Genomic DNA, 20422 nt, shown 5'->3' with positions numbered 1-20422 from the left:
AATGACCACGGTGTCGTGGTAGCCAAGCGGCCCAAGGCGCATGGTTGCTAACCATGTGGCGTCAAGCCTCCGGGGTTCAAATCCCCGCCACGACGTCGATCACCCACTCGCACCCGGCCACGAGTCACGGGACCCACAACCGCAACCCGCAGCATGGAACCCCGTGACCCGTCGCCGGCGAGAGCCGATCAACGAACCACAGACGACCTACAACACATGAGTGAGGAAGAACCGCAAGAACAGGAGGAAGACGAGCTTCAGTACTTCGTCCGGATCGGGCAGACCGACCTCGACGGGACGAAGTCCGTCGAACGCTCGCTCGCCGAGATGAACGGGATCGGCCGACGTGCCGCCCGGATCATCGCGGAGGAAGCCGGCGTCGACCGTACGGCGACGTTCGGTGCCCTCGATCAAGAGACGATCGACGAAGTCGTCACGCACGTAGAGAACTACGCCGAGGACGTCCCAGAGTGGCTCACCAACCGCCAGAAGGACTTCTACACCGGCGAATCGACCCACGAGATCGGAAACGATCTCCAGTTGACCCGTCAACACGACATCAACCGCATGAAGATGATCGACTCCTACCGGGGAGTCCGTCACAAGCGCGGCCAGAAGGTCCGCGGCCAGCGGACGAAGTCCACCGGTCGTACGGAAGGGACCATCGGCGTCAACGTCGAAGAGATCCGCGAAGAACAGGCCGAGGAAGCCGCAGCGGAAGCGGAGGATGACGAATAATGCCGCTGGGATCCAACACCAAACAGTACGAGACGCCGAATCACCCCTACCAGGGCGAGCGCATCTCGAACGAGCACGCACTGCTCGACCGCTACGGCCTGAAGAACAAAGAAGAACTCTGGCGAGCCCAGTCCGAACTTCGCTCGTACCGACGCGAGGCCCGTGACCTGCTCGCCCAACCACAGGACGAAGCGACCGTCATCAACCGGACCGAGGAGTTCCTTGGACGCCTCAAGCGCGTCGGCATCCTCAACGAAGGCGACGAACTCGGCTCCGTCCTGAGTCTCGAAATCGAGGACGTCCTCGAGCGCCGTCTCCAGACGGTCGCCTACCGCAAGGGACTGGCCCAGACGCCACAGCAGGCGCGCCAGTTCATCACCCACGGGCACATCGTCCTGGACGGCCAGCGCCAGCGGATTCCGTCGTACGTTGTCGACGTCGACGAGGAGGACCTGGTCGAGTTCGACGAGAACAGTCCGATTGCGGACGAACTCCACCCGGCACGAGCGGAGGGTCAATAACATGGCAGACGACGATAAATGGGGCATTGCCCACGTACACGCATCGTTCAACAACACCGTCATGACCGTGACCGACCTCACGGGTGCGGAGACGATCGCGAAGTCCTCCGGCGGGACGGCGGTCAAACAGAACCGCGACGAGGCATCGCCGTACGCGGCCATGCAGATGGCCGAGTCCATCGCCGACGAGATCAAGGCGGCCGGCATCACCGGCCTCCACGTTCGCGTTCGCGGTCCTGGTGGCAACTTACAGAAGTCCCCCGGACCGGGCGCCCAGGCGACGATTCGCGCGCTCGCCCGTGCAGGGCTCGAGATCGGCCGCATCGAAGACGTCACGCCGATCCCCCACGACGGATCGCGCGCACCCAAAGGCAAGGGCGGCTACTAGATCATGACTGAAACGTACGACGTCGAGTTCGTCGAACGCGACGACCGGAGCGCGCGCTTTCTCGTCCGTGGCCTGACGCCCGCATTCGCCAACGGCATCCGCCGAGCGATGGTCGCGGACGTGCCCACGATGGCGATCGACGAGGTCCGTTTCATCGAGAACTCGTCGGTGATGTTCGACGAGCAACTCGCGCTTCGACTGGGACTCGTCCCGTTGACGACGCCCCCGGAAGGCGAGTTCGTCGAGGACGACACCGTCACCCTCTCGATCGACGTCGAAGGACCGGCGACCGCCTACTCGGGCGACCTGGTCACGAGCGACGACCTCGTTCGACCCGCCGACGAGAACGTCCCGATCATCGATCTCAAGGACGGACAGCGCCTCGAGGCCGAGGCCGACGCCGTGATCGATCGCGGCAAGGACCACGCCAAACACCAGGGCGGCGTGGCTGTCGGTTACCGGCACTTACAGCGCGTAACTGTCGAGGACGACCTCTCCGAGTTCGAAGACGAGGAGACCCAGATCGTCCGTGGCGTGATCGAAGACGACGGCGAACTCGTTCCCACGAGCGAGTTCGGCCACGACCTCTCCGAGCGCTATCCTGGCAAGCAGATTCGCGTCGAGGACGTGCCCGGCGCGTTCGTCTTCCACGTCGAGACCGACGGCTCGTTCGACGTCGAGGAACTCGTCACGCGCGCGGTCGATTCCATCGACCGCCGCGCTGCCGAACTCGAGGAAGCCGTTCAGCTGTAGCGAAGTACTGAAACAGAGACCAAAACACAATGATCCGACGTCCCACCCCCATCCGGAGCCACACACAGACCGGTTCGCTGCCGGCCGCCGCCGACGCCGTGAGCGACGAGTTCGGCGGCGCTTCGGGTTCTCAAATCGAAAGGGGTTTTACGGGGCGACGGGTACGGAGGAGTGCGAGCAGGGATAGCCAAGTCAGGCCAACGGCGCAGCGTTCAGGGCGCTGTCTCGTAGGAGTCCGCAGGTTCAAATCCTGCTCCCTGCATCACTTCTCCGATCGGACGTCGACTGCTCGAGGGATGGCTTCGGCCAGGCTTCGAGCGTTCGTCGGCGTCTCGCCGACTACGATTGCGACTGCGACTGCGACCACGATTGCGGCTGCAACTGCAACTGCAACCGCGACGCAAACTGAATCTGGAGGAAATCAATGAGTACAAAGACCAATCCGCGACTCACCGATCTCATCGCCGAGTTGAAGTCGACGTCCCGACAGCGGGACGCGGCCGTCTGGCGAGACATCGCGGACCGTCTCGAGAAGCCCCGCCGCAACCACGCGGAAGTCAACCTGGGGCGGATCGAGCGGTACGCACGCGAGGAAGAGACCGTCGTCGTCCCCGGCAAAGTGCTGGGGTCCGGCGCACTACAAAAGAACGTCACCGTCGCCGCCGTCGACTTCTCGTCGTCGGCCGAGACGAAGATCGAACAGGTCGGCCAGTCGGTCTCGCTCGAGCAGTTGCTCGAGGAGAACCCCGACGGGTCGAACGTCCGGGTGATCGCCTGATGAGCGTCGCCGAATACGACGCTGACGTCGTCGTCGACGCCCGCGACTGCATCCTCGGCCGCGTGGCCAGCGAAGTCGCCCAGCGCGCCCTGGACGGCGAACGCGTCGCCATCGTCAACGCCGAAGACACCGTGATCACCGGCGGCAAGAACGACGTCTTCGAAACCTATCGGACGCGCCGGGAGGTCGGCTCCGACAACGGGCCGTACTACCCACGCCGTCCGGACGCCATTCTGAAGCGCGCCGTTCGCGGCATGCTTCCCGCGAAGAAGACTCGCGGTCGCGAGGCGCTCTCGAACGTCCGCGTCTACGTCGGCAACCCCTACGAGGGCGACGACGACTACGAGGCCGAGGTCCTGGAGGGCACGTCGCTGGACCGACTCTCGAACATCCGCTTCGTCCACCTGCACGAAGTCTCCGAACAGTTAGGTGCTAACGTCACATGGTAACGAACACGAGTGGAAAGAAGAAGACGGCCGTCGCCCGCGCCACGGTGCGCGAGGGCGAGGGTCGCGTCCGAATCAACTCCCAGCCGGTCGAACTGGTCGAACCCGAGATGTCTCGACTGAAGATGCTCGAGCCGTTCCGCATCGCGGGCGACGACCTCCGCGACGGCATCGACGTCGAGGTTCACGTCGAGGGTGGCGGCGTCAGCGGACAGGCCAACGCCGTCCGTACCGCCATCGCTCGCGGCATCGTCCAGCACACCAACGACGCCGAACTCCGCGACGCGTACATGGAGTTCGACCGCTCGCTGCTGGTTAACGACGTTCGACAGTCCGAACCCAAGAAGTGGGGCGGCCCCGGCGCACGGGCTCGCTACCAGAAGTCCTACCGCTAAGGTGATCAAGATATGATGGTACCGGTCCGGTGTTTCACGTGCGGTAACGTCGTCGGCGAACACTGGGAAGCGTTCGACGAGCGGGCAAACGAGGGCGATGAGGACCCACAGGAGGTCCTCGACGACCTTGGCGTCGATCGCTTCTGTTGCCGACGCATGCTCGTCAGTCACACCGACCTCGTCGACGTCGTCTCACCCTACCAATGATGCAACAACGCCACAACCGATACGAGAAAGCACGCATCCTAGGCGCTCGAGCGCTGCAGGTGTCCTACGGGGCGCCGGTGCTCATCGACACCGATCAGTCCGAACCGATCCTGATCGCGGCCGAGGAGTATGACGCCGGCGTCCTGCCGTTCACCGTCCATCGAGGAGGAAAATGACGCGCATCACCGACGTTCGGCTCCGGGAAGTGCTTGACTCGCGGGGGAACCCGACTGTCGAGGCCGACGTCCTCACCGAGAGTGGCGGATTCGGCCGGGCCGCGGCCCCTTCGGGAGCCAGCACGGGCGAGTACGAAGCGATCGAGCGGCCGGCCGGCGAGGCCATCGCCGCCGCCCGCGAAACCGCCGTCCCGCGCCTCGTCGGTGAAGCCTTCGCCGGCAATCAGCGCGAGGTCGACGGCATCCTTCGGGCGGCCGACGGCACCGACGACTTCTCGGAAATCGGCGCCAACAGCGCGGTCGCCATCTCGATGGCCGCCGCCAAAGCGGGCGCCGACGTACTCGGTGCGCCGCTGTTTCAGCATCTGGGCGGTACCTTCCGCGGCGACAACTTCCCGGTACCGCTCGGGAACGTCGTCGGCGGTGGCGAACACGCCGCCGACGCGACCGACATCCAGGAGTTCCTCTCGGCACCGGTCGGCGCCCCGAGCGTCGCCGAGGCCGTCTTCGCGAACGCGGCGGTCCACGCCGAAGTCTCGGAACTGCTCCACGAGCGCGACGCCCCCGCCGGCAAGGGCGACGAGGGCGCGTGGGCCCCGTCGATCGACGACGCCGAGGCCTTCGACATCGTCGACGAGGCGGTCTCGACCATCCAGGACGAGGTCGGCTTCGAGATCCGGTTCGGCCTGGACGTGGCCGCTGCCGAACTGTACGACGCCGACGCCGGCGTCTACGAGTACAGTGACACGACTCGAGACACCGACGAACAGATCGCCTACGTCGCCGACCTGGTCGATGAGCACGATCTGGTCTACGTCGAGGACCCGCTCGACGAGAACGACTACGAGGGCTTCGCGAAACTCACCGAGGAGGTGGGTGACCGGACGCTCGTCTGTGGCGACGACCTGTTCGTCACCAACACCGAGCGACTGGCCGAGGGGATCGAACAGGGTGCGGCAAACAGCATCCTGATCAAGCCTAACCAGATCGGGACGCTCACCGACGCCTTCGATGCGATCGAACTCGCCCGCGCGAACGGCTACGAGTCGATCGTCTCCCACCGGTCGGGCGAGACCGAGGATACGACCATCGCACACCTCGCCGTGGCGACGGACGTCCCGTTCATCAAGACGGGCGCCGTCGGCGGCGAGCGAACCGCCAAACTCAACGAACTCATCCGAATTGCAGACGATGCGACATGACTGAGGACAACGCACAACAGGACGGACTCGACGCCGCCGAGGCGGAGATCGACGAGGAGCCAGCCGAAGGGGCCGGCCCCGCCGCCGAATCCGCCGACGAGGACGTCGAGCCAGTAGACGAACAGGACGCCGAGGCCGGCGATGCGGCGGCCGCGGACGAACAGGAAGAAGAGGAATCAGCTGGACCCACGCTCGACGACGACGTCATGAGCGACGAGGAGGCCGACCTCCTCATCCCCGTCGAGGATTACCTCGGCGCCGGGGTCCACATCGGGACCCAGCAAAAGACCCAGGACATGGAGCGGTTCATCCACCGTGTCCGGACCGACGGGCTCTACGTGCTGGACGTCTCGAAGACCGACGGCCGCATCCGCACGGCCGCGGACTTCCTCGCGAACTACGCGCCCGAACAGATTCTGGTGACCTCGAGTCGCCAGTACGGTCGCTTCCCCGCCGAGAAGTTCGCCGAGGCCGTGGGTGCGCGCGCCCGCACCGGGCGGTTCATCCCAGGGACGCTGACCAACCCCAAGTACGACGGCTACATCGAGCCGGACGTCGTGGTCGTCACCGACCCTATCGGCGACGCCCAGGCCGTCAAGGAGGCCATCACGGTGGGCATTCCGGTCATCGCGATGTGTGACTCGAACAACCAGACGAGCAACGTCGACCTCGTCGTCCCGACGAACAACAAGGGGCGCAAGGCGCTGTCGGTTGTGTACTGGCTGCTGGCCAACGAGACCCTCGACCGCCGCGGCGCAGAGCCCAGCTACGCGCTCGAGGACTTCGAGAGCCTGGTGTAAGGTCGCGTTTCGCTCGTGTTTTTCGCGAATGTTCGAGCCGGTGAGCGTCAGCGCTATCGGTGTCGTGTTAGAGTGGCTAGCGAGGGCGTACTGGGACCCGAGGTGCGCGCCGAGGTCCTCGGTGAGCGGGACCCCTATTCACCGGCGACGGTCTCGAGTCGCTGCGCCGTCGGCACGGTCCAGCCCCGCGAGAGAGCGAGTACCCGGGTCCCGACGGTGACGGACGCACAGGCCGCGGCTGCGAGAGTCGCGTCGGCGGCGAGCGCCGTGAAGAGCCAGTAGGCGCTCCCGCCGAGGACGGCGCAACTGGCGTAGAAGTCCTCGAAGAGGATGAACGGCGAGCGATCCAGGAGGAGATCGGCGAACGCGCCGCCGCCCACGGCGTTGATCGTGGCGATGGCAACGACGCCAAACGCCGGCAAGCCGATTTCGGTGGCGACGATTGCTCCCGCCGTGGCGAACGCCGCGAGGCCGACCGCGTCAGCGTACAGCGTGATCGGTCGATCGTCGGGCGCCTCGAGCCACGCGTAGAGGACGACCGCCAGACAGACGCCGAAGAGCCCGAGGGCGATCTCCTCCACGGTCTGTAGTGCGAGCGGGACGCGGCCAACGAGTACGTCGCGCGTCGCGCCACCGGCGAACGCCGTCACGAGACCGACGACGGTGACGCCGAACAGGTCGAACTCCGCACGAATCGCCTTGGCGGATCCGACCAGGGCGAACGCGACCAGTCCGATCGCGTTCATCACGAGGAAGGGGTCCACGACGAGCGTCTGGAATCGACTCACTACGAGTGGCCACGGGCGAGACGGTATTGACTGTGTCGGACGATCGTTTGCGCCTCGAAGTGGTCTCCAGGACGACGTCGCACCTCGAGCCCGAAGCCCATACTACAAATTTTATAGTAACCGGCGTAGCCGGGTCGCCAGGACCTCCGTCGTAGCGCGTCGTGAGGCAAGAATCGAACTTTCGTCACGTGGTTCGAGGCGGCGGTCGATAGCCCGTTCGACCGCACGGATGGCGTCCGGGTCGACGTGCTGGTGGACCGGCAGGAGGACGACCGTCTCGGAGAGGTGACGGGCGGTTTCGAAGGCAGGATTCTCGAGAACCGACCGCGAGAGCCGCGGCCAGGTGTGTACGCCGCCGACGCCGTGAGACTCGAGCAGGCGACGGAGCCGTTCGGGTCGATCGGTTTGGACCGGAAAGACCTGGGGGCAGACCCCCGGCGGGAGCGTCTCGAAGAGGGGATCGACGTCGGGACGGTTCGCGAACAACGCGGTCCAGGCGCGGTAGTTCTCCCGTCGGCGCGAACGAATTTCGTCGGGGTCCGATCCCGCGATTACTGCAGCTGATAGCCGCGACAGGCGCGTCTTCGACGCCTCGTACCGTCGATTTGGATCGGGAATCCCCTCGGCGCCGCGATTGGTCGCCAGGAATCTGGTGGCGGCGTCCTCGAGCGACGAACGTCGAGCGAAGGCGCCGGTCGCGAGCGATTTGCAGACGAACGCGAGGTCCGACCGGCGAACGCGACTGTTGACACCGGCGAGAGTGGACGGTTCGAACTGCGCCGAAACGTCCGGGTTCGAGAGGTAGAGCACCGCTCCGTTCGGGATCGCCAGCAGTTTCCACAGGCTGGTCACGCCGACGTCGCCTCGCGTTCCGAGCAATCGGCCACGTTCGAGGGTGAGGGGGCCGTGTGCGTTGTCCTCGACGTGGTAGCAGTCGTACTCGTCGACCAGCGCTTCGATCACGTCGAACCCGGGTTGGGGGAACCCGAAGTAGTTCACGGAGATGACGGCGAGCGTCCGGTCGACGATGCGGGACTCGAGGTCTCCCCGGTTTGGCGCGAGCGACTCGGTGATTGCGTAGCGACGGGGCTCGATGTCGAGTTCACGAATCGGCTCGACGACGGCGTCGGGGAGGTACGCGGGGAGGAGGACGTTCGTGGCCCCGCCCTCGTCCATCGCCAGGAGCGTCGCGAGGCCGTCGCGGAGCGCCGCCTTGCTCGAGCCGTAGTATGCCATTTCGTCGGCACGTCCCTCGAGGTAGGAGGCGACGGTCGGGCGGTTCGTGCGAGACGCCGGAGGGGTGTCGTCCGCGAGCGTATCCGGGGCTCGGAATCGAGTCGACGCCACGAACGCCTGCTCGAGAAGAGGGCGTCCACCGTTGCGTATCGACGCGAGCACTGACGGCTTTCCCCCGATCATCGCTTCGCCCACGTCCGTCTGCAGTCGGTCGATTTCCGTCCTGCCACCATCGGCGAAGCCACCCGCCCTGCCATCATCGGTGAAACCACGGACGGCCAGCGGCTTAGTGATGCGGACGATACGAATCGGTTCGGTCGTTCAACGTCGGCTTACGGCTGCACGGAACCCCGCTGTATCGTCCGCCGACTGGGAGAAATCTCGACGTACATGGTCAATATAATCGCATAACAATGGCGTCGACAGCCAACACTCGAGTATGGATGACGACGGACCACAACTGCTCGTCGTAGGGCTCGACGCCGCCTGTTTTCCGGTGCTCGATCCGCTGTTCGAGGCGGGAACGACGCCGACGCTTCGTCGCCTGTTCGAAATCGGTGCCTGCGGCCCGCTCGAGTCACAGCTACCGCCGTGGACAGCGAGCGCCTGGCCCAGCCTCTACACGGGACAGAACCCCGGGAAGCACGGCGTCTACGACTTCCTCCGGTTCGACGGCTACGACTGGGACGTCGTCAACGCCTCGCACGTCCGCGCCCGGCCAGTCTGGGAGCTGCTGAGCGACCACGGCCTCTCGAGCGTCGTCGTCAACGTTCCCGTGACCCACCCGACGCGGGAGTTCGACGGCGCGCTGATTCCGGGAATGACCGCACCCGAGGACCCGCCGTGTCACCCGAAGGGGATCCTCGCGGAAATCGAAGCCGAGTGCGGTGAGTACCGGGTTTACCCTCAGAGCGGCCCCGAACCCGAGACGTCGATCCAAGGTTACGAGCGAACCATCGAAGGGCGCGGGCGGGCTTTCCGGTACCTCCTCGAGCGATTCGAACCCGCGTTCGCCTTCCTCCAGTTTCAGCAGACGGACTCCGTGTTTCACGAGCGCCCGGGCGAGAAGCGAGCCGTCGAGGCGGTCTACCGGGCCGTCGACGACCAGCTCGCCCGAATCATCCTCGAGTTCGAACCGGACAACGTCCTCGTCGTCAGCGACCACGGCATGGGGCGCGTCGAGGGCTGGGAGTTCCGCATCAACGAGTACCTCCGCGATCGGGGAGACGTGGTCGCCAGGAGCGGCGGCGAGGGGATGCCCACCTGGACGCGGGCCTGGCAGAACGACCTGCTCGAGGGCGAGTCGGCGGGCGACCACGACCGGAGCGCGTTCGAGCGAGCGACGAACCTGGCAGCCCGGGCCGGAATCACCACCCAGCGCGTCGCCACCGCGCTCGACCGCGTCGGGCTGAAGGAGACCGTGGGAAAGCGGATTCCGAACGACGTGATTCGGTCGGCGAGCGAGCAGGTCGACTTCCCGAACTCGCGGGCGTACCTCCGCTCGAAGAGCGAACTCGGCGTCAGGATCAACCTCGAGGGACGAGAGCCCAACGGCCAGGTGTCGCCCGAGGAGTACGACGTCTACCGGCAGGCCCTTATCGAGGACCTCCGCGCCGTCGAGACGCCCAACGGCGAGCCGATGTTCGAGGCCGTCGAGCCGCGAGAGGCGGTTTTCGACGGTCCCGAACTCGAGCGAGCGCCCGACATCGTGACGGTCCCGGCGGGCTTCGACAACGCGGTCGTCGAAGGGCTCGAGGGTGAACACTTCGCCGAGCCCTGGGAGTCGTGGAACCACAAGCGAACGGGCGTGATCGCTGCGGCCGGAACGGGCTTCGATGAGGGGGTGACCCTGTCGGGTGCGACGATCTTCGACGTCGCACCGACGATATGCTCGTTCTTCGACGTGGACATCGACGCGGCGATGGACGGCGAGGCTCTTTCGGTGGTCGAGGCGAGTGAGCGCGCCGAGTACCCGAGCTACGAACCCGACGTGATTACGGCCACCGACGACGCGGCCGTCGAGGACCGACTGACGGACCTGGGGTACCTCTGACCATGAGCGTCGAAATCGATCGACTGGACATCCGCGAGGACGCCGACGAGTGGAACCGGCACGTCGAGCGTGCGGACCGGACGCACCCGTTCTTCCGGGCCGAATCGCTCGCGCTGCAGGCGGAGGACACGAACACGACGGTCCACCCGCTGGTCGGGTTCAAGGGACAGGAGGTCGTCGGCCTCTTTCCCGTGTTCGAGTTCAGGAAGGGGCCGGTCACGGGCGCGTTCTCGCCGGCGCCGTACTCCTGGGCGTGCTACCTCGGGCCGGTCATGTGCAACCTCGAGAAGCTGAAACGGCGCAAGGTAGACCGGCGGACGAAGACGTTCCTGGAGGAGAGCCTCGCGTGGATCGAGGCGACCCTCTCGCCGATGTACGCCAAGTTCGAGTCGGTTCGCGTCGGCGACGTCCGCCCCTTCGTCTGGAGCGGCTATGAGGTCGAGCCGCAGTACACCTACGTCGTCGACCTCGGGGACAATCTCGACCAATTGCTCGACACCTTCAGCAGCGACGCCAGATCCAACGTGCGAAGCGCCGACGACTTCGAGGGCGTGTACGTGATCGAGGAAGGTTCGATCGACGACATCGACCGGATCGTCGAGCAGGTCCGGTCGCGCTACGCGAGCCAGGGGCAGTCGTTTCACCTCTCCGCGGCGTTCGTCCGGTCGCTCTACGAGGAACTCCCCCAGGGATCGGTCCGGCCCTACGTCTGTCGCGTGAACGGTGACTTCCAGGGCGGCATCCTGGTGCTCGAGTCAGAGTCGACGCGGTATCGCTGGCAGGGTGGCGTGAAGCCGGATGCGGACGTCGACTTGCCGATCAACGATCTACTCGACTGGCACGTCATGCGCGACGGCCTCGAGGCCGGCCTCGAGCGCTACGACTTGGTCGGGGCAGGCGTGCCGAGCATCAACCGCTACAAGGCGAAGTTCAATCCCCGTCTCGAGACCTACTATACGGTCACGTCTGGGGCGTTCGGACTCGATGTGCTGATCAACAGGTATCGGAAGCGAAAGTGAGACGGGAGCGGTCGGCGTGCGAGTCACGTATCGACGGCTCGCCAGGCAAGCGATCGAAGAATGGGTGGCCCGATTGTGGTGGTGCGATGGTGTGACAGGGTTACGGGGCGGGCCACCCCCGAACCGGAGCGAACGACCGAATCGGCCGTTACAACTCGCCGTCGACCGTGTAGATCGACCGGCGCGCGTCGCGAAGCGACGGGCGGCTGTCGATACAGTCGACGTTCTCGAGTTTCGTGAGCGCGTAGCGGACGGTCCGCGCGCACAGCCGAGACTCCGTCGCAATCTCTTCCTGGGTCATCGCGCCCTCGTACTCGAGTACCTTGTAAACCAGTTTGGCACTCGGCGGAAGGTCGCTGACCAGTGTACTCTGCGTCGATTCGTCGCTAGTCTGTTCGGTATCTGTGACGCTCATTGGTCGAGGCGGGTCGGTACGTCGACCGACCACGGATCCCACTATCAACGGCCCCCATCGTTCACGGAACTATGGGGTCACTATACGTCGATACACTGTGATTGACACGCTTCGAACCTGAAACCGATAAAACGGGTCGTAGCGGCGATTTTCCGTCAGTACAACGATCTCATATAGGGTGTATAATCGTTTCTGCCGTAGCAAACGAGGGGTCGGTCGGGCGTGACCGACGGACTCGAGTCCAGAACGCCGACGCGGAGATGATGCACCCGTACGTAAGGTATTTGGACGCCGGCCGCGGTGATTCGTGCATGGCCAGAACCTCCTATCAGGAACAGCTTCTGGAACTTCGATCGGACATCTGTTACATGGGCGAGGTCGTCATGGAACGCCTCCGGATGGGCCTCGACGCACTCGAGCAGAAAGACGAGGACCTCGCCAACGAGGTCATCACGGGCGACGGCGAGATCAACCGGATGTACCTCGACCTCGAGCAACAGTGTATCGACCTCCTGGCGCTCCAGCAGCCGGTCGCCAGCGACCTGCGGTTTATCGCCTCGTCGTTCAAGGTCATCACCGACCTGGAACGGATCGGCGACCTGGCAGTCAACCTCGGGGAGTATACTATCGACGCGGAACAGGACCTCTTTCCCGACGTCGACGTACAGGCGATGGGCGATCTTACCCTCGAGATGATCGACGACGCGATGCAGGCCTACGACGAGGAGGACGTCGGCGCCTGTCGGGAACTCGCGGTGCGAGACGACGATCTCGACCACTTCGCCGAACGGGCGAGCGAGATCGTCGTCCGTGATCTCATCGAGCGGGAACTCGACGCGCCCGAAGAGGTCGAGACCCTCCTCCAGGACGTCTCTCGTCTCCTGTTGACGATTCGAGACCTGGAACGGGTAGGTGACCACGCGGTCAACATCGCCGCCCGGACGCTGTACATGGTCGAGAACGACGACGAACTCATCTACTGAGTCGCCGGCTCTGTTGGTTTCATTCGCAGTTGATAGGAATCACGTGCTGAATTCAGAGGGATGTATGCAGCAATGTGGTATTGCAAGTAGTGTAGCTCTCGGTAAATTCGTCATCAGGTGTCCACCGATAATCAGGTGAGACAAGAGCGACTCGTCTACCTTTATCGCCGCCTATGAGAGGAATTCCTTGATAATCCGGCCTTCGGCTCGATGGAGGACACCACTGGCCGCCGATTGATTAACCCCCAATGTGTCTGCAAGTTCGACGAGCGAACAGCCGCGAGGACTGTCGTAATACCCCCGTTCAACCGCTTCAGTGATGACCTCTCGCTGACGCTCGGTCAGAAGTCCGTTCGAGTCGTATGATTGGGTCAACGACAGTATCTCGTACGGAATGTGAGCCGCCGCTAGCTCGGTAGTTAACGCCGACAACTGCTCGTGTGAGGTAGTTTGTTCACCGAATGCCCATCCGTCTCGGATGATGAGAGGAAATCGCGGGAGGATCCCCATCGAACGCCTCACCTCGTACGTTGACGGCATTGGAAACACCAACTGGATCAGTACCATTCTGTCGTCGGAATGGAGCACTTCGTACGAGCGCACCTCCGGTGCGTCGTCAAACCGGTGAACGATGGCGTCCCCATCCGATGTCGTTACTTCGATCAGTTCGAGCACGCCATCGTCTACGGGCTGGCTCGTCAGGATTTTAAACTCGGAATCCGAGAAGTCGGTCGAGACACCAGCCAGCCAGTTGTCGTCGTCTACCCCGATCTCGACTTTCAGGCGTACACGAACCATATCACTAGAGTTGGCTGGCGAGTGGCTTAACAAACTTCCTAGTGACTTAAAAAGGTGAATATATTCACGGGAAACTCCGTCGTCTCAACACGCGTAGCAGACCCGTGCCTTCCGTCAGAGACGAGGGCAGAACGTTATGAAGAAACCCCGTCCGAATCGCGTGAGAATAGTAGACTATGAGTACAATTGAAACGGCCATCACCCTCGTGCAAGGGTTGCTCGGACTCATCATGCTGGCTGCGGGCGTCGCGAAGCTAATCGGCATTGACCTCGTGGTAGAGGATTTCGACCGATACCGCTATCCAGAGTGGTTCCGATTCGTTACTGGCGGCATCGAGACGTTTGGGGGTCTCGGCTTGCTCGTCGGCCTCGTGTTCGCGCCGATTCTCGCTGTTCTCGGCGGACTGTTAATCGTCGCCACGATGGCCGGAGCCATCCTGACACATCTCTTTCGGGTTGACGATCCGCTCTGGAGATTTGTTGGGCCAGCGACCTATCTCACCGTCGGACTCCTCGTGACGAGATTTCACCTGCTGTCGTTCTAGCCGTCGAAGTACGAGCAGCAGTACTTGCCCCAGTTGCGATAAGGACGGGACTCGTAGGCGCGATTCGAGCGGATGGTCGCCCTCGATAACTACGCGGGTGTAGATCTAGGTGGGTTCGTTATGCTTCGGATGAGACAGCTATACCAGATGAGGAGGTGGCCAGAGCACCCTTCCGGCATCGTTATGTTGTTAGTTAACGTACCACATAGAACGCTTCCTCATTCGACTCAAATTCACATCGACGAATCACTGAGACGAGAGGGATGTGCCACGACCGGCGATCGACGCCTTTCGTGGACGGAGGGAAGAGAACATGAGCGACACAGACTATACGGGCATTACGAAGAATCAAAAGGAGACGTGGGCAACTGGCGATTTCAACGAGATTGCCCGCCAAAACGTGGTCATGGCAGAAGCACTCTGCAAGGCGGTTGATCCCCACCCCCGCCAGCGTGTGCTGGACGTGGCCTGTGGGAGTGGGACAGCGGCACTGGTCGCAGAGCGACGGTACTGTGAGGTCACCGGCCTCGATTACGTCCCCGAATTGATCGAACGTGCGAGAACCCGGGCAGAGGCTAACGGGCAGTCCATCGACTTTCGCGTTGGCGATGCACAGGACCTGCCATTCCCCGACAACAGCTTCGATGTAGTACTCTCGGTGTACGGGGTGCAGTTCGCACCCGACCAGAAGCAGGCGGCAAGCGAGTTACTGCGAGTGTGTAAGCCGGGGGGCAAAATCAGTCTGGCAGGTCCGATCTCCGAGGGGTGGAGTGGCGATTGGTTTGCTACTCACGCCGAATACGTCCCCCCACCACCGGACGTCCCCTCGCCTCTTCTGTGGGGCACAGACGAGGGGCTCGACGAGTTACTCGGTGCGGGCACGCGTTCGATCGAAAGTGAACGGCGAACTGCACTCCAGTATTATCGGACGATCGACCATGCGGTGGACGTGTTCAGTTCTTACTTCGGCCCGACGATCCGGGCTCTTGAGATGCTTGATCCGGACGCACAAGAACGGCTTCGGGACGACCTTGGGGAGATATTCAGACGCTACAATCGCGCCACGGATGGAACCGCCATCGTGGAGAACCAGTACTGCCAAACCATTGCAACCAACGAGTAACTAGCCCCAGGTGAACAGGGTATCCCACACCCCAACCCTCAATCACGATTTGAATTTTGATCAATGCATCCTCTGTATTAAGCAATCAGCATTCTGCGTTGAGTGGCCGCTGGTTCGTGGAACATTCGCGCTTTGTATTCAGCACAGTCGTTGAAACCTATCACCGCTCGAGGGGTTCAACGAAGCTGAGTCGCCCACGTTGCAGCGCGACTAGGGTCGGCGACCGATCATACTACCGCCGTCACCGACCGATCCTGGTTGTTACCGCCGCGAGGTCGAGTCCTTCCGTCCACCCCGTTGCCACCAGCGCGTGGAAAACCGATAGGGTCGCGAACGAAGAGACGACGAGACCCGTGATGGCGAGTGCGGGGAGCGGGAGAACGCCGCCTGCCGACAGCCCGATCAGCGCGACGCCGAGGCTGGACAGGGCGAGGTACGGTCGCCACCACGCTCGAGTGTCCTCGTCCTCGTCCTCGTCCCCGGGTTCGGATTCGAGTTCGGATGGGGCGAGGTACTCATCGAAGTGTTCGACGAGCGCCAGCGGGGTGACGGCCCCGCGGTCCTTGTGATAACGAACGATTCCGTACTCGTCGAGTTTGGGCAGATGCGTCTGGTAGAGCGAGATGTAGACGCGCTGGCGCTGGCGGGAGGTCAGCATCTCTGGCGTCGTCTCCTGTTCGCGCGCGGCGACCCACTCGGCGAGTTCCCGTGCGTCGACGGGCCCGTCGCACCGGCGGAGGTACCGGAGCGTATCGCGACGACGCCGCGTCTGTAAGATGTGATACCGGTCGTCGGGAGGAAGCGACGGCGGGGAGTCACCCGAACGACGCCCGTCGGTCGCTGACACCTCCCCGACCGCTACCGCCGGATTCGACGGGGCAGACTGCCCGGGACTCATTTATACGTTACCCGATACGTAAACCGCATTATATAAATTGATGGTTTCACATATCACTTTTGATAGGATGGTCAGCGCACATCGGTTCGAACCGGCCAACCGAACGACTGCTCGCCCCCGAGCCGTCAGCCACGAACATATATCCGTGATCCGGCCACATCAACGAGTATGCGCGTCACGTTTCTCGGCACCGGCAGCGCCATCCCGACCGGTGAACGCTTCCAGACCGGGTTGCTCGTCCAGGACGCAGAACGAACCGTCCTCGTCGACTGTGGCGCCGGCGTCCTCCAGCGTCTTCAGCAGTCGGGCGTCGGCTTCGAGGCGGTCTCGAGCGTCCTCCTGACCCATCACCATCTGGATCACGTCTCCGACCTGCTTCCACTGATGAAAGCGCGGTGGCTCGCCGGCGAGGAGCACCTCGAGGTCGTCGGCCCGCAGGGGACGAAAGCGCTCGTCGATGGGTTGCTCGAGGTGCACGAGTACATGCAGGACAGACTCGAGTTGCGGGTCAGGGAGGTCGTTCCGGGCTCGTTCACGGTGGCGGACTTCGACGTCGAGGCCTACGAGACGCGTCACTCGCTGCCGTGTCTGGCCTACCGCTTCGGCGATTACGTCACCTTCAGCGGCGACACGGAGGCGTTCGCGGGATTGGCGAACTTCGCCGACAGCTCGGCGATTCTAATTCACGACTGTTCGTTCCCCGACGACGTCGATGTGTCGAACCACCCCACGCCAAGCGAACTGGGGCAGGTCCTCGAGGGGCACGAGATCGGTCGCGTCTATCTGAGTCACCTCTACCCCCACACGGACGGCCGCCACACGGAGATGCGAGAATCGATCGCTCGCCACTACGACGGAGATGTGCGATTCGCCGAGGACCTCCAGACGATTTCGATCGAATAGCCGACCTACGCCCGGTCGAACCGGCATCGGCTCGAGACGCGCCGTCATCAAGCTATATACTCGCGGCCTGTCAACGACTCATCGAATGCAGGGAGACGGGTCGCACGATCGGCAGGTGGTCGCGTGAGGCGACGCTCCCGACTGGTCGAGGCGATCACGACCCACGCGCGTCTCGTGCTGGTCGGCTGTCTCCTCGCGACGCTGCTCTTCGGCGCGGGGATTCCCGCCCTGGAGACGGACACTACCCTCGAACAGTTCCGGACCGACACCCCCGAGAGCGAGGCGCTCGCGTACGCCGATCGCCACTTCGAGGAACGAGGCGAGAACACGACGACCGCTCACGTCGTCGTCACCGACGAGAACGCCCTCGAGCGCGAGTCACTGCTCGAAGGCCTCCGGTTCCAGCAGTCGCTCCGCCAGGACGAGGTGATCGGACCGACGCTGGTCGAGAACGACTCGACGATCGGCGTCGAGAACGTCGTCGCTACGGCGATCATCCGACTGGAACAGGCGGACGAACTCGAGGATCGCGTGGACGAACTCGAGACACGAGCGAGCGACCTCGGGGACCGAATCGACGACCTCGAAGCCGCCCTCGAGACGGTCGGCTCGCTCCAGGCCGACTACGAGGCCCTGAACGACTCCTACGCGGCCGGGGAGGTGAGCGACGAGGAGTACGACCGGCGGGCGGCCGCCATCGAGGCCGACCTGGACGCCACCGTTTCGAACGCGACGGCCGACCTCGAACGAGAGCGAGTCACGCAGTTCGAACGGGCGGCCGCGACCGTTCGCGCGATCGAGAGCGAGATGGCCGACCTCGAACGCCGGCGAGCCGCGGGTTCCGTCACGGACCGGGAGTACGAGGCTCGAATGGAGACCCTCGAGGACGACCGTGAACAGACTATCGTCGACGGCTCGCGCTGGCTGTTCGGCGACGAACTCCAGTCCCTCCAGCGAGAAGCGAGGGAACTCGAGGCCGAGCGCGACGCGATCGAACGTCTCGACCGACCGCCGCTTCAGGAGCAGATTTCGGCCCTCGAGCGCGCCGACGGCGACCGGTTCGACCGGGCGTTCACCCTGGTGCTGGCCGAGGACGGTCCGGGAAGTGCGGCAGCGCTTCGTCTCCTCCCGTCGTCGTACGAACCGGGGGCGCTGGAATCTGACGAGCGACTGCTGCTCGTGACCCAGTCGCTCGACCGCGGGGCAGGACCGCCCGGAGAAATCGGTCCCGACGTCGTCGAGAGCCAGCTCGCCCTCGAGGAGCGCGTCCTCGAGCGCGACGAGGAGAATCTGGTCTTCGGGATGGGTCTGGTGGCCGACGAGGTAGACCGCGCGGTGGCCGACAGTCTGGTGATCGTCGGCCCGCTCGCGCTGCTCTTCGTAATCGTATCGCTCGCAATCGCCTACCGCGACGTTCTCGACATCGCCCTGGGCGTCGCGGGCACAGTGACGGTGCTCGTCTGGACGCTCGGGATGGCCGGGTGGACGGGCGTCGCGTTCACACAGGTGTTCGTGGCCGTGCCCGTCCTGCTGATTGGGCTCTCGATCGACTACGCAATCCACGTGGTGATGCGCCACCGCGAGGAACGCGAGGACGAGGGCGAGAGCGAGGACGAGGACGAGGACGTCCGAACGACCGACGACGTTCGTACGTCGATGGCCAGCGCGCTCGCGGGGCTCGCAACGGCGTTCGTACTGGTCACCGCGACGACGGCCATCGGCTTCCTCGCCAACGTCGTCAGTCCGATCGCTCCCATCAGGGAGTTCGGGGTCGTGAGCGCTTTCGGCATCGTCTCCGCGCTCGTCGTCTTCGGGGCCGCGGTCCCGGCCGCGAAGGTCGAGTTCGACGCCGTCCTCGAGGCGCGAGGCTTCGACCGTCGTCGGCGAGCGATCGGCGGGAGCGTCCACGTCGCCCGTACGCTCGCCGTCGGTGCGGTCGCCGCCCGGAGAGCGCCACTCGTGGTCCTCGTCTGTGCCCTGCTGGTGACCGCCGGCGGCGTCTACGGGGCGACTCACGTCGACACCACGTTCGACGAAACCTCGTTCCTGGCGGGTGACCCCCCATCGTGGACGGCACACCTCGGCCCGCTCGCCCCCGGCGAGTACCGGATGCAGTCGACGCTCGACGTGCTCGAGGAGCGCTACCAGCGCGAGGGCGGACAGGTGCAGATCCTGTTGCGTGGGGACGTCACGGCGGGCGGCACCCTCCAGCGGGTCCAGGACGCGACGGCGCGCGCGGCGGCGAGCGACGACGTCTACGTGCTCCCGCACGGCGAACCCGACGTCCGGTCGCCGCTGTCGGCGATGCGGGCGACGGCCGACGAAAGCGAGTCCTTCGACGCGACGTTCTCGCTGGCCGACCGAACCGAAAACGGCGTGCCCGACCAGAACCACCTGGGACTCTACGACGGCCTCTTCGAGTACAACCCCGACTCGGCGAGCGACGTCGTCTACCGCAGCGAGTCCGGCGAGTACGAGGCGATCCGGCTGCTCGTCGGGGTGCAGACCAGCGCCGAGAACGACGAGACGGCCGCAGAGATGCGGGCGGTCGCCGCAGCGCTCGAGGGCGACGGCGACGCCGGCGACGCCATCGCGACCGGCGGCCCGCTCACCACCTACGCGCTCGAGCGAACCCTCTTCGAGAGCGTCGTCGGCGCACTCGCGGTCGCGCTCGGGGCAATCGTCACGCTGCTCGCCGTCGGCTACCGAGTCACGGGCCGCGGGGCGACGCTGGGACTCGTGGCCGCGATTCCCGTTCTCGTCGCGCTCGGCGCCACGCTGGGGACGATGGCCCTCCTCGACCTCCCGTTCAACGTCCTGACCGGGATGGTGGCGAGCCTGACGATCGGCCTCGGCATCGACTACAGCGTCCACGTCACGACCCGGTACACGCGCGAACTCGGGGCGCTCGAGGCCGGCGAAACCGCGTGGGATGCCCTCGAGCGGACGCTGTCGACGACCGGTGGCGCGCTGGCAGGGAGCGTCGTGACGACCGGCTGTGCCTTCGGCGTCCTCGTCGTCGCCCTCGTCCCGTTGCTCCGGCAGTTCGGCCTGGTGACGGCGCTGACGATCGGGTACGCCTTCCTCGCGAGCATCCTCGTCCTGCCGACGCTACTCGCGTCCTGGACGCGATATCTGGCCCCGGAACCCTATCGCGTTCCGTCGCTCGCGGTCGCCCCCTCGAGGGGGTCGCTGTGGTCGCGCCCGACTCGAGACGATGATCAGGAGTGACCCGCGATCGCCGTGTGAGTTAGCCG

Annotated in this window: 23 protein-coding genes and 2 tRNA genes; 20 read left to right on the top strand and 5 right to left on the bottom strand. The window is 64.4% G+C overall.

Going from position 1 to position 20422, the window contains the following annotated elements; all coding sequences use genetic code 11:
• Window positions 1-12 precede the first annotated feature (12 nt).
• From NGM15_RS00675 to rpsB, 13 genes are all read left to right on the top strand, one after another.
• A tRNA-Ser gene (locus tag NGM15_RS00675) sits at window positions 13-95 on the top strand.
• Window positions 96-216: 121 nt separating this feature from the next.
• Complete coding sequence (locus tag NGM15_RS00670; RefSeq protein WP_253433936.1) at window positions 217-738, top strand: 30S ribosomal protein S13; 522 nt, start codon at window positions 217-219, stop codon at window positions 736-738.
• On the top strand, window positions 738-1259 hold the full coding sequence (locus tag NGM15_RS00665; RefSeq protein WP_253433933.1) for a 30S ribosomal protein S4: 522 nt from the start codon (window positions 738-740) through the stop codon (window positions 1257-1259). The genes NGM15_RS00670 and NGM15_RS00665 overlap by 1 nt, the downstream gene beginning before the upstream one ends.
• Window position 1260: 1 nt before the next feature.
• Window positions 1261-1647 carry a 30S ribosomal protein S11 gene (locus tag NGM15_RS00660; protein ID WP_253433931.1) on the top strand — a complete coding sequence of 129 codons (387 nt, stop codon included), beginning with the start codon at window positions 1261-1263 and terminating at the stop codon, window positions 1645-1647.
• Window positions 1648-1650: 3 nt separating this feature from the next.
• The gene (locus NGM15_RS00655) at window positions 1651-2400 is read left to right on the top strand and encodes a DNA-directed RNA polymerase subunit D (RefSeq protein ID WP_253433928.1); all 750 of its coding nucleotides are present in this window, start codon (window positions 1651-1653) and stop codon (window positions 2398-2400) included.
• 177 nt (window positions 2401-2577) lie between these two features.
• Window positions 2578-2662 (top strand) — tRNA-Leu (locus NGM15_RS00650).
• A 162-nt stretch (window positions 2663-2824) separates the two neighbouring features.
• On the top strand, window positions 2825-3178 hold the full coding sequence (locus NGM15_RS00645) for a 50S ribosomal protein L18e (RefSeq protein WP_253433925.1): 354 nt from the start codon (window positions 2825-2827) through the stop codon (window positions 3176-3178).
• Window positions 3178-3627, top strand: coding sequence for a 50S ribosomal protein L13 (locus tag NGM15_RS00640; protein WP_253433922.1), 450 nt, complete (start codon window positions 3178-3180; stop codon window positions 3625-3627). Before NGM15_RS00645 ends, NGM15_RS00640 begins: the two co-directional genes overlap by 1 nt.
• Complete coding sequence (locus NGM15_RS00635; RefSeq protein ID WP_253433919.1) at window positions 3621-4019, top strand: 30S ribosomal protein S9; 399 nt, start codon at window positions 3621-3623, stop codon at window positions 4017-4019. Before NGM15_RS00640 ends, NGM15_RS00635 begins: the two co-directional genes overlap by 7 nt.
• A 12-nt stretch (window positions 4020-4031) precedes the next feature.
• The gene (locus NGM15_RS00630; RefSeq protein ID WP_253433916.1) at window positions 4032-4226 is read left to right on the top strand and encodes a DNA-directed RNA polymerase subunit N; all 195 of its coding nucleotides are present in this window, start codon (window positions 4032-4034) and stop codon (window positions 4224-4226) included.
• Window positions 4223-4402 carry a DNA-directed RNA polymerase subunit K gene (locus tag NGM15_RS00625; RefSeq protein ID WP_253433913.1) on the top strand — a complete coding sequence of 60 codons (180 nt, stop codon included), beginning with the start codon at window positions 4223-4225 and terminating at the stop codon, window positions 4400-4402. The genes NGM15_RS00630 and NGM15_RS00625 overlap by 4 nt, the downstream gene beginning before the upstream one ends.
• Complete coding sequence (gene eno / locus NGM15_RS00620) at window positions 4399-5604, top strand: phosphopyruvate hydratase (protein ID WP_253433910.1); 1206 nt, start codon at window positions 4399-4401, stop codon at window positions 5602-5604. The genes NGM15_RS00625 and eno overlap by 4 nt, the downstream gene beginning before the upstream one ends.
• Window positions 5601-6404 carry a 30S ribosomal protein S2 gene (gene rpsB / locus NGM15_RS00615; protein WP_253433908.1) on the top strand — a complete coding sequence of 268 codons (804 nt, stop codon included), beginning with the start codon at window positions 5601-5603 and terminating at the stop codon, window positions 6402-6404. The genes eno and rpsB overlap by 4 nt, the downstream gene beginning before the upstream one ends.
• Window positions 6405-6538: 134 nt before the next feature.
• Here rpsB and NGM15_RS00610 read toward each other — a convergent pair whose 3' ends face one another.
• Together NGM15_RS00610 and NGM15_RS00605 are read right to left on the bottom strand one after the other, a co-directional pair.
• The gene (locus NGM15_RS00610) at window positions 6539-7150 is read right to left on the bottom strand and encodes a trimeric intracellular cation channel family protein (RefSeq protein WP_253438193.1); all 612 of its coding nucleotides are present in this window, start codon (window positions 7148-7150) and stop codon (window positions 6539-6541) included.
• Between the two features lie 153 nt (window positions 7151-7303).
• Window positions 7304-8611 carry a DegT/DnrJ/EryC1/StrS family aminotransferase gene (locus NGM15_RS00605; RefSeq protein ID WP_253433905.1) on the bottom strand — a complete coding sequence of 436 codons (1308 nt, stop codon included), beginning with the start codon at window positions 8609-8611 and terminating at the stop codon, window positions 7304-7306.
• 256 nt (window positions 8612-8867) lie between these two features.
• Between NGM15_RS00605 and NGM15_RS00600 the strand changes: the two genes are divergently transcribed.
• Entirely contained in the window at window positions 8868-10481 is a 1614-nt protein-coding gene (locus NGM15_RS00600) for an alkaline phosphatase family protein (RefSeq protein ID WP_253433903.1), read from the top strand.
• A gap of 2 nt (window positions 10482-10483) precedes the next feature.
• Window positions 10484-11500: a lipid II:glycine glycyltransferase FemX gene (locus tag NGM15_RS00595; protein ID WP_253433900.1), complete on the top strand. Its 1017-nt coding sequence runs from the start codon at window positions 10484-10486 to the stop codon at window positions 11498-11500.
• Between the two features lie 148 nt (window positions 11501-11648).
• On the opposite strand, the gene NGM15_RS00590 is transcribed toward NGM15_RS00595, so the two are convergent.
• Window positions 11649-11915, bottom strand: a complete 267-nt coding sequence (locus NGM15_RS00590) for a MarR family transcriptional regulator (protein WP_253433897.1) — start codon at window positions 11913-11915, stop codon at window positions 11649-11651.
• Window positions 11916-12226: 311 nt separating this feature from the next.
• On the opposite strand from NGM15_RS00590, the gene phoU reads away from it, so the two are divergent.
• Window positions 12227-12898, top strand: coding sequence for a phosphate signaling complex protein PhoU (gene phoU / locus NGM15_RS00585; protein ID WP_253433895.1), 672 nt, complete (start codon window positions 12227-12229; stop codon window positions 12896-12898).
• 171 nt (window positions 12899-13069) lie between these two features.
• Here the strand turns inward: phoU and NGM15_RS00580 are convergent, their stop codons facing one another.
• Entirely contained in the window at window positions 13070-13696 is a 627-nt protein-coding gene (locus tag NGM15_RS00580; RefSeq protein ID WP_253433893.1) for a helix-turn-helix domain-containing protein, read from the bottom strand.
• 176 nt (window positions 13697-13872) lie between these two features.
• On the opposite strand from NGM15_RS00580, the gene NGM15_RS00575 reads away from it, so the two are divergent.
• On the top strand, window positions 13873-14241 hold the full coding sequence (locus NGM15_RS00575; RefSeq protein ID WP_253433891.1) for a DoxX family protein: 369 nt from the start codon (window positions 13873-13875) through the stop codon (window positions 14239-14241).
• A 313-nt stretch (window positions 14242-14554) separates the two neighbouring features.
• Window positions 14555-15364, top strand: a complete 810-nt coding sequence (locus NGM15_RS00570) for a class I SAM-dependent methyltransferase (RefSeq protein WP_253433889.1) — start codon at window positions 14555-14557, stop codon at window positions 15362-15364.
• 241 nt (window positions 15365-15605) lie between these two features.
• Here the strand turns inward: NGM15_RS00570 and NGM15_RS00565 are convergent, their stop codons facing one another.
• A complete protein-coding gene (locus tag NGM15_RS00565; RefSeq protein ID WP_253433888.1) occupies window positions 15606-16262 on the bottom strand; it encodes a DUF7344 domain-containing protein in 657 nt (218 codons plus the stop codon).
• A gap of 168 nt (window positions 16263-16430) precedes the next feature.
• On the opposite strand from NGM15_RS00565, the gene NGM15_RS00560 reads away from it, so the two are divergent.
• Complete coding sequence (locus NGM15_RS00560) at window positions 16431-17165, top strand: MBL fold metallo-hydrolase (RefSeq protein WP_253433886.1); 735 nt, start codon at window positions 16431-16433, stop codon at window positions 17163-17165.
• Between the two features lie 123 nt (window positions 17166-17288).
• Window positions 17289-20396, top strand: a complete 3108-nt coding sequence (locus tag NGM15_RS00555; protein WP_253433884.1) for an MMPL family transporter — start codon at window positions 17289-17291, stop codon at window positions 20394-20396.
• Window positions 20397-20422 lie beyond the last annotated feature (26 nt).

It is taken from the genome of Natronosalvus halobius (genome assembly GCF_024138145.1).
GTDB classification, from domain to species: Archaea; Halobacteriota; Halobacteria; order Halobacteriales; family Natrialbaceae; genus Natronosalvus; species Natronosalvus halobius.
Note: the sequence above shows the minus strand (reverse complement) of the source record. Positions and strands in the feature narration are given on the sequence as shown.

What these genes read in the sequence shown, in the direction of transcription:
- NGM15_RS00560 (WP_253433886.1), top strand. Translation starts at nt 16,431, where the DNA reads ATGCGCGTCACGTTTCTCGGCACCGGCAGCGCCATCCCGACCGGTGAA.
- NGM15_RS00570 (WP_253433889.1), top strand. Translation starts at nt 14,555, where the DNA reads ATGAGCGACACAGACTATACGGGCATTACGAAGAATCAAAAGGAGACG.
- NGM15_RS00590 (WP_253433897.1), bottom strand. Translation starts at nt 11,915, where the DNA reads ATGAGCGTCACAGATACCGAACAGACTAGCGACGAATCGACGCAGAGT.
- NGM15_RS00600 (WP_253433903.1), top strand. Translation starts at nt 8,868, where the DNA reads ATGGATGACGACGGACCACAACTGCTCGTCGTAGGGCTCGACGCCGCC.
- NGM15_RS00645 (WP_253433925.1), top strand. Translation starts at nt 2,825, where the DNA reads ATGAGTACAAAGACCAATCCGCGACTCACCGATCTCATCGCCGAGTTG.
- NGM15_RS00660 (WP_253433931.1), top strand. Translation starts at nt 1,261, where the DNA reads ATGGCAGACGACGATAAATGGGGCATTGCCCACGTACACGCATCGTTC.
- NGM15_RS00605 (WP_253433905.1), bottom strand. Translation starts at nt 8,611, where the DNA reads ATGATCGGGGGAAAGCCGTCAGTGCTCGCGTCGATACGCAACGGTGGA.
- NGM15_RS00580 (WP_253433893.1), bottom strand. Translation starts at nt 13,696, where the DNA reads ATGGTTCGTGTACGCCTGAAAGTCGAGATCGGGGTAGACGACGACAAC.
- NGM15_RS00575 (WP_253433891.1), top strand. Translation starts at nt 13,873, where the DNA reads ATGAGTACAATTGAAACGGCCATCACCCTCGTGCAAGGGTTGCTCGGA.
- phoU (WP_253433895.1), top strand. Translation starts at nt 12,227, where the DNA reads ATGGCCAGAACCTCCTATCAGGAACAGCTTCTGGAACTTCGATCGGAC.
- NGM15_RS00655 (WP_253433928.1), top strand. Translation starts at nt 1,651, where the DNA reads ATGACTGAAACGTACGACGTCGAGTTCGTCGAACGCGACGACCGGAGC.
- NGM15_RS00610 (WP_253438193.1), bottom strand. Translation starts at nt 7,150, where the DNA reads ATGAACGCGATCGGACTGGTCGCGTTCGCCCTGGTCGGATCCGCCAAG.
- NGM15_RS00630 (WP_253433916.1), top strand. Translation starts at nt 4,032, where the DNA reads ATGATGGTACCGGTCCGGTGTTTCACGTGCGGTAACGTCGTCGGCGAA.
- NGM15_RS00595 (WP_253433900.1), top strand. Translation starts at nt 10,484, where the DNA reads ATGAGCGTCGAAATCGATCGACTGGACATCCGCGAGGACGCCGACGAG.
- NGM15_RS00565 (WP_253433888.1), bottom strand. Translation starts at nt 16,262, where the DNA reads ATGAGTCCCGGGCAGTCTGCCCCGTCGAATCCGGCGGTAGCGGTCGGG.
- NGM15_RS00635 (WP_253433919.1), top strand. Translation starts at nt 3,621, where the DNA reads ATGGTAACGAACACGAGTGGAAAGAAGAAGACGGCCGTCGCCCGCGCC.
- NGM15_RS00625 (WP_253433913.1), top strand. Translation starts at nt 4,223, where the DNA reads ATGATGCAACAACGCCACAACCGATACGAGAAAGCACGCATCCTAGGC.
- NGM15_RS00665 (WP_253433933.1), top strand. Translation starts at nt 738, where the DNA reads ATGCCGCTGGGATCCAACACCAAACAGTACGAGACGCCGAATCACCCC.
- NGM15_RS00640 (WP_253433922.1), top strand. Translation starts at nt 3,178, where the DNA reads ATGAGCGTCGCCGAATACGACGCTGACGTCGTCGTCGACGCCCGCGAC.
- eno (WP_253433910.1), top strand. Translation starts at nt 4,399, where the DNA reads ATGACGCGCATCACCGACGTTCGGCTCCGGGAAGTGCTTGACTCGCGG.
- rpsB (WP_253433908.1), top strand. Translation starts at nt 5,601, where the DNA reads ATGACTGAGGACAACGCACAACAGGACGGACTCGACGCCGCCGAGGCG.
- NGM15_RS00670 (WP_253433936.1), top strand. Translation starts at nt 217, where the DNA reads ATGAGTGAGGAAGAACCGCAAGAACAGGAGGAAGACGAGCTTCAGTAC.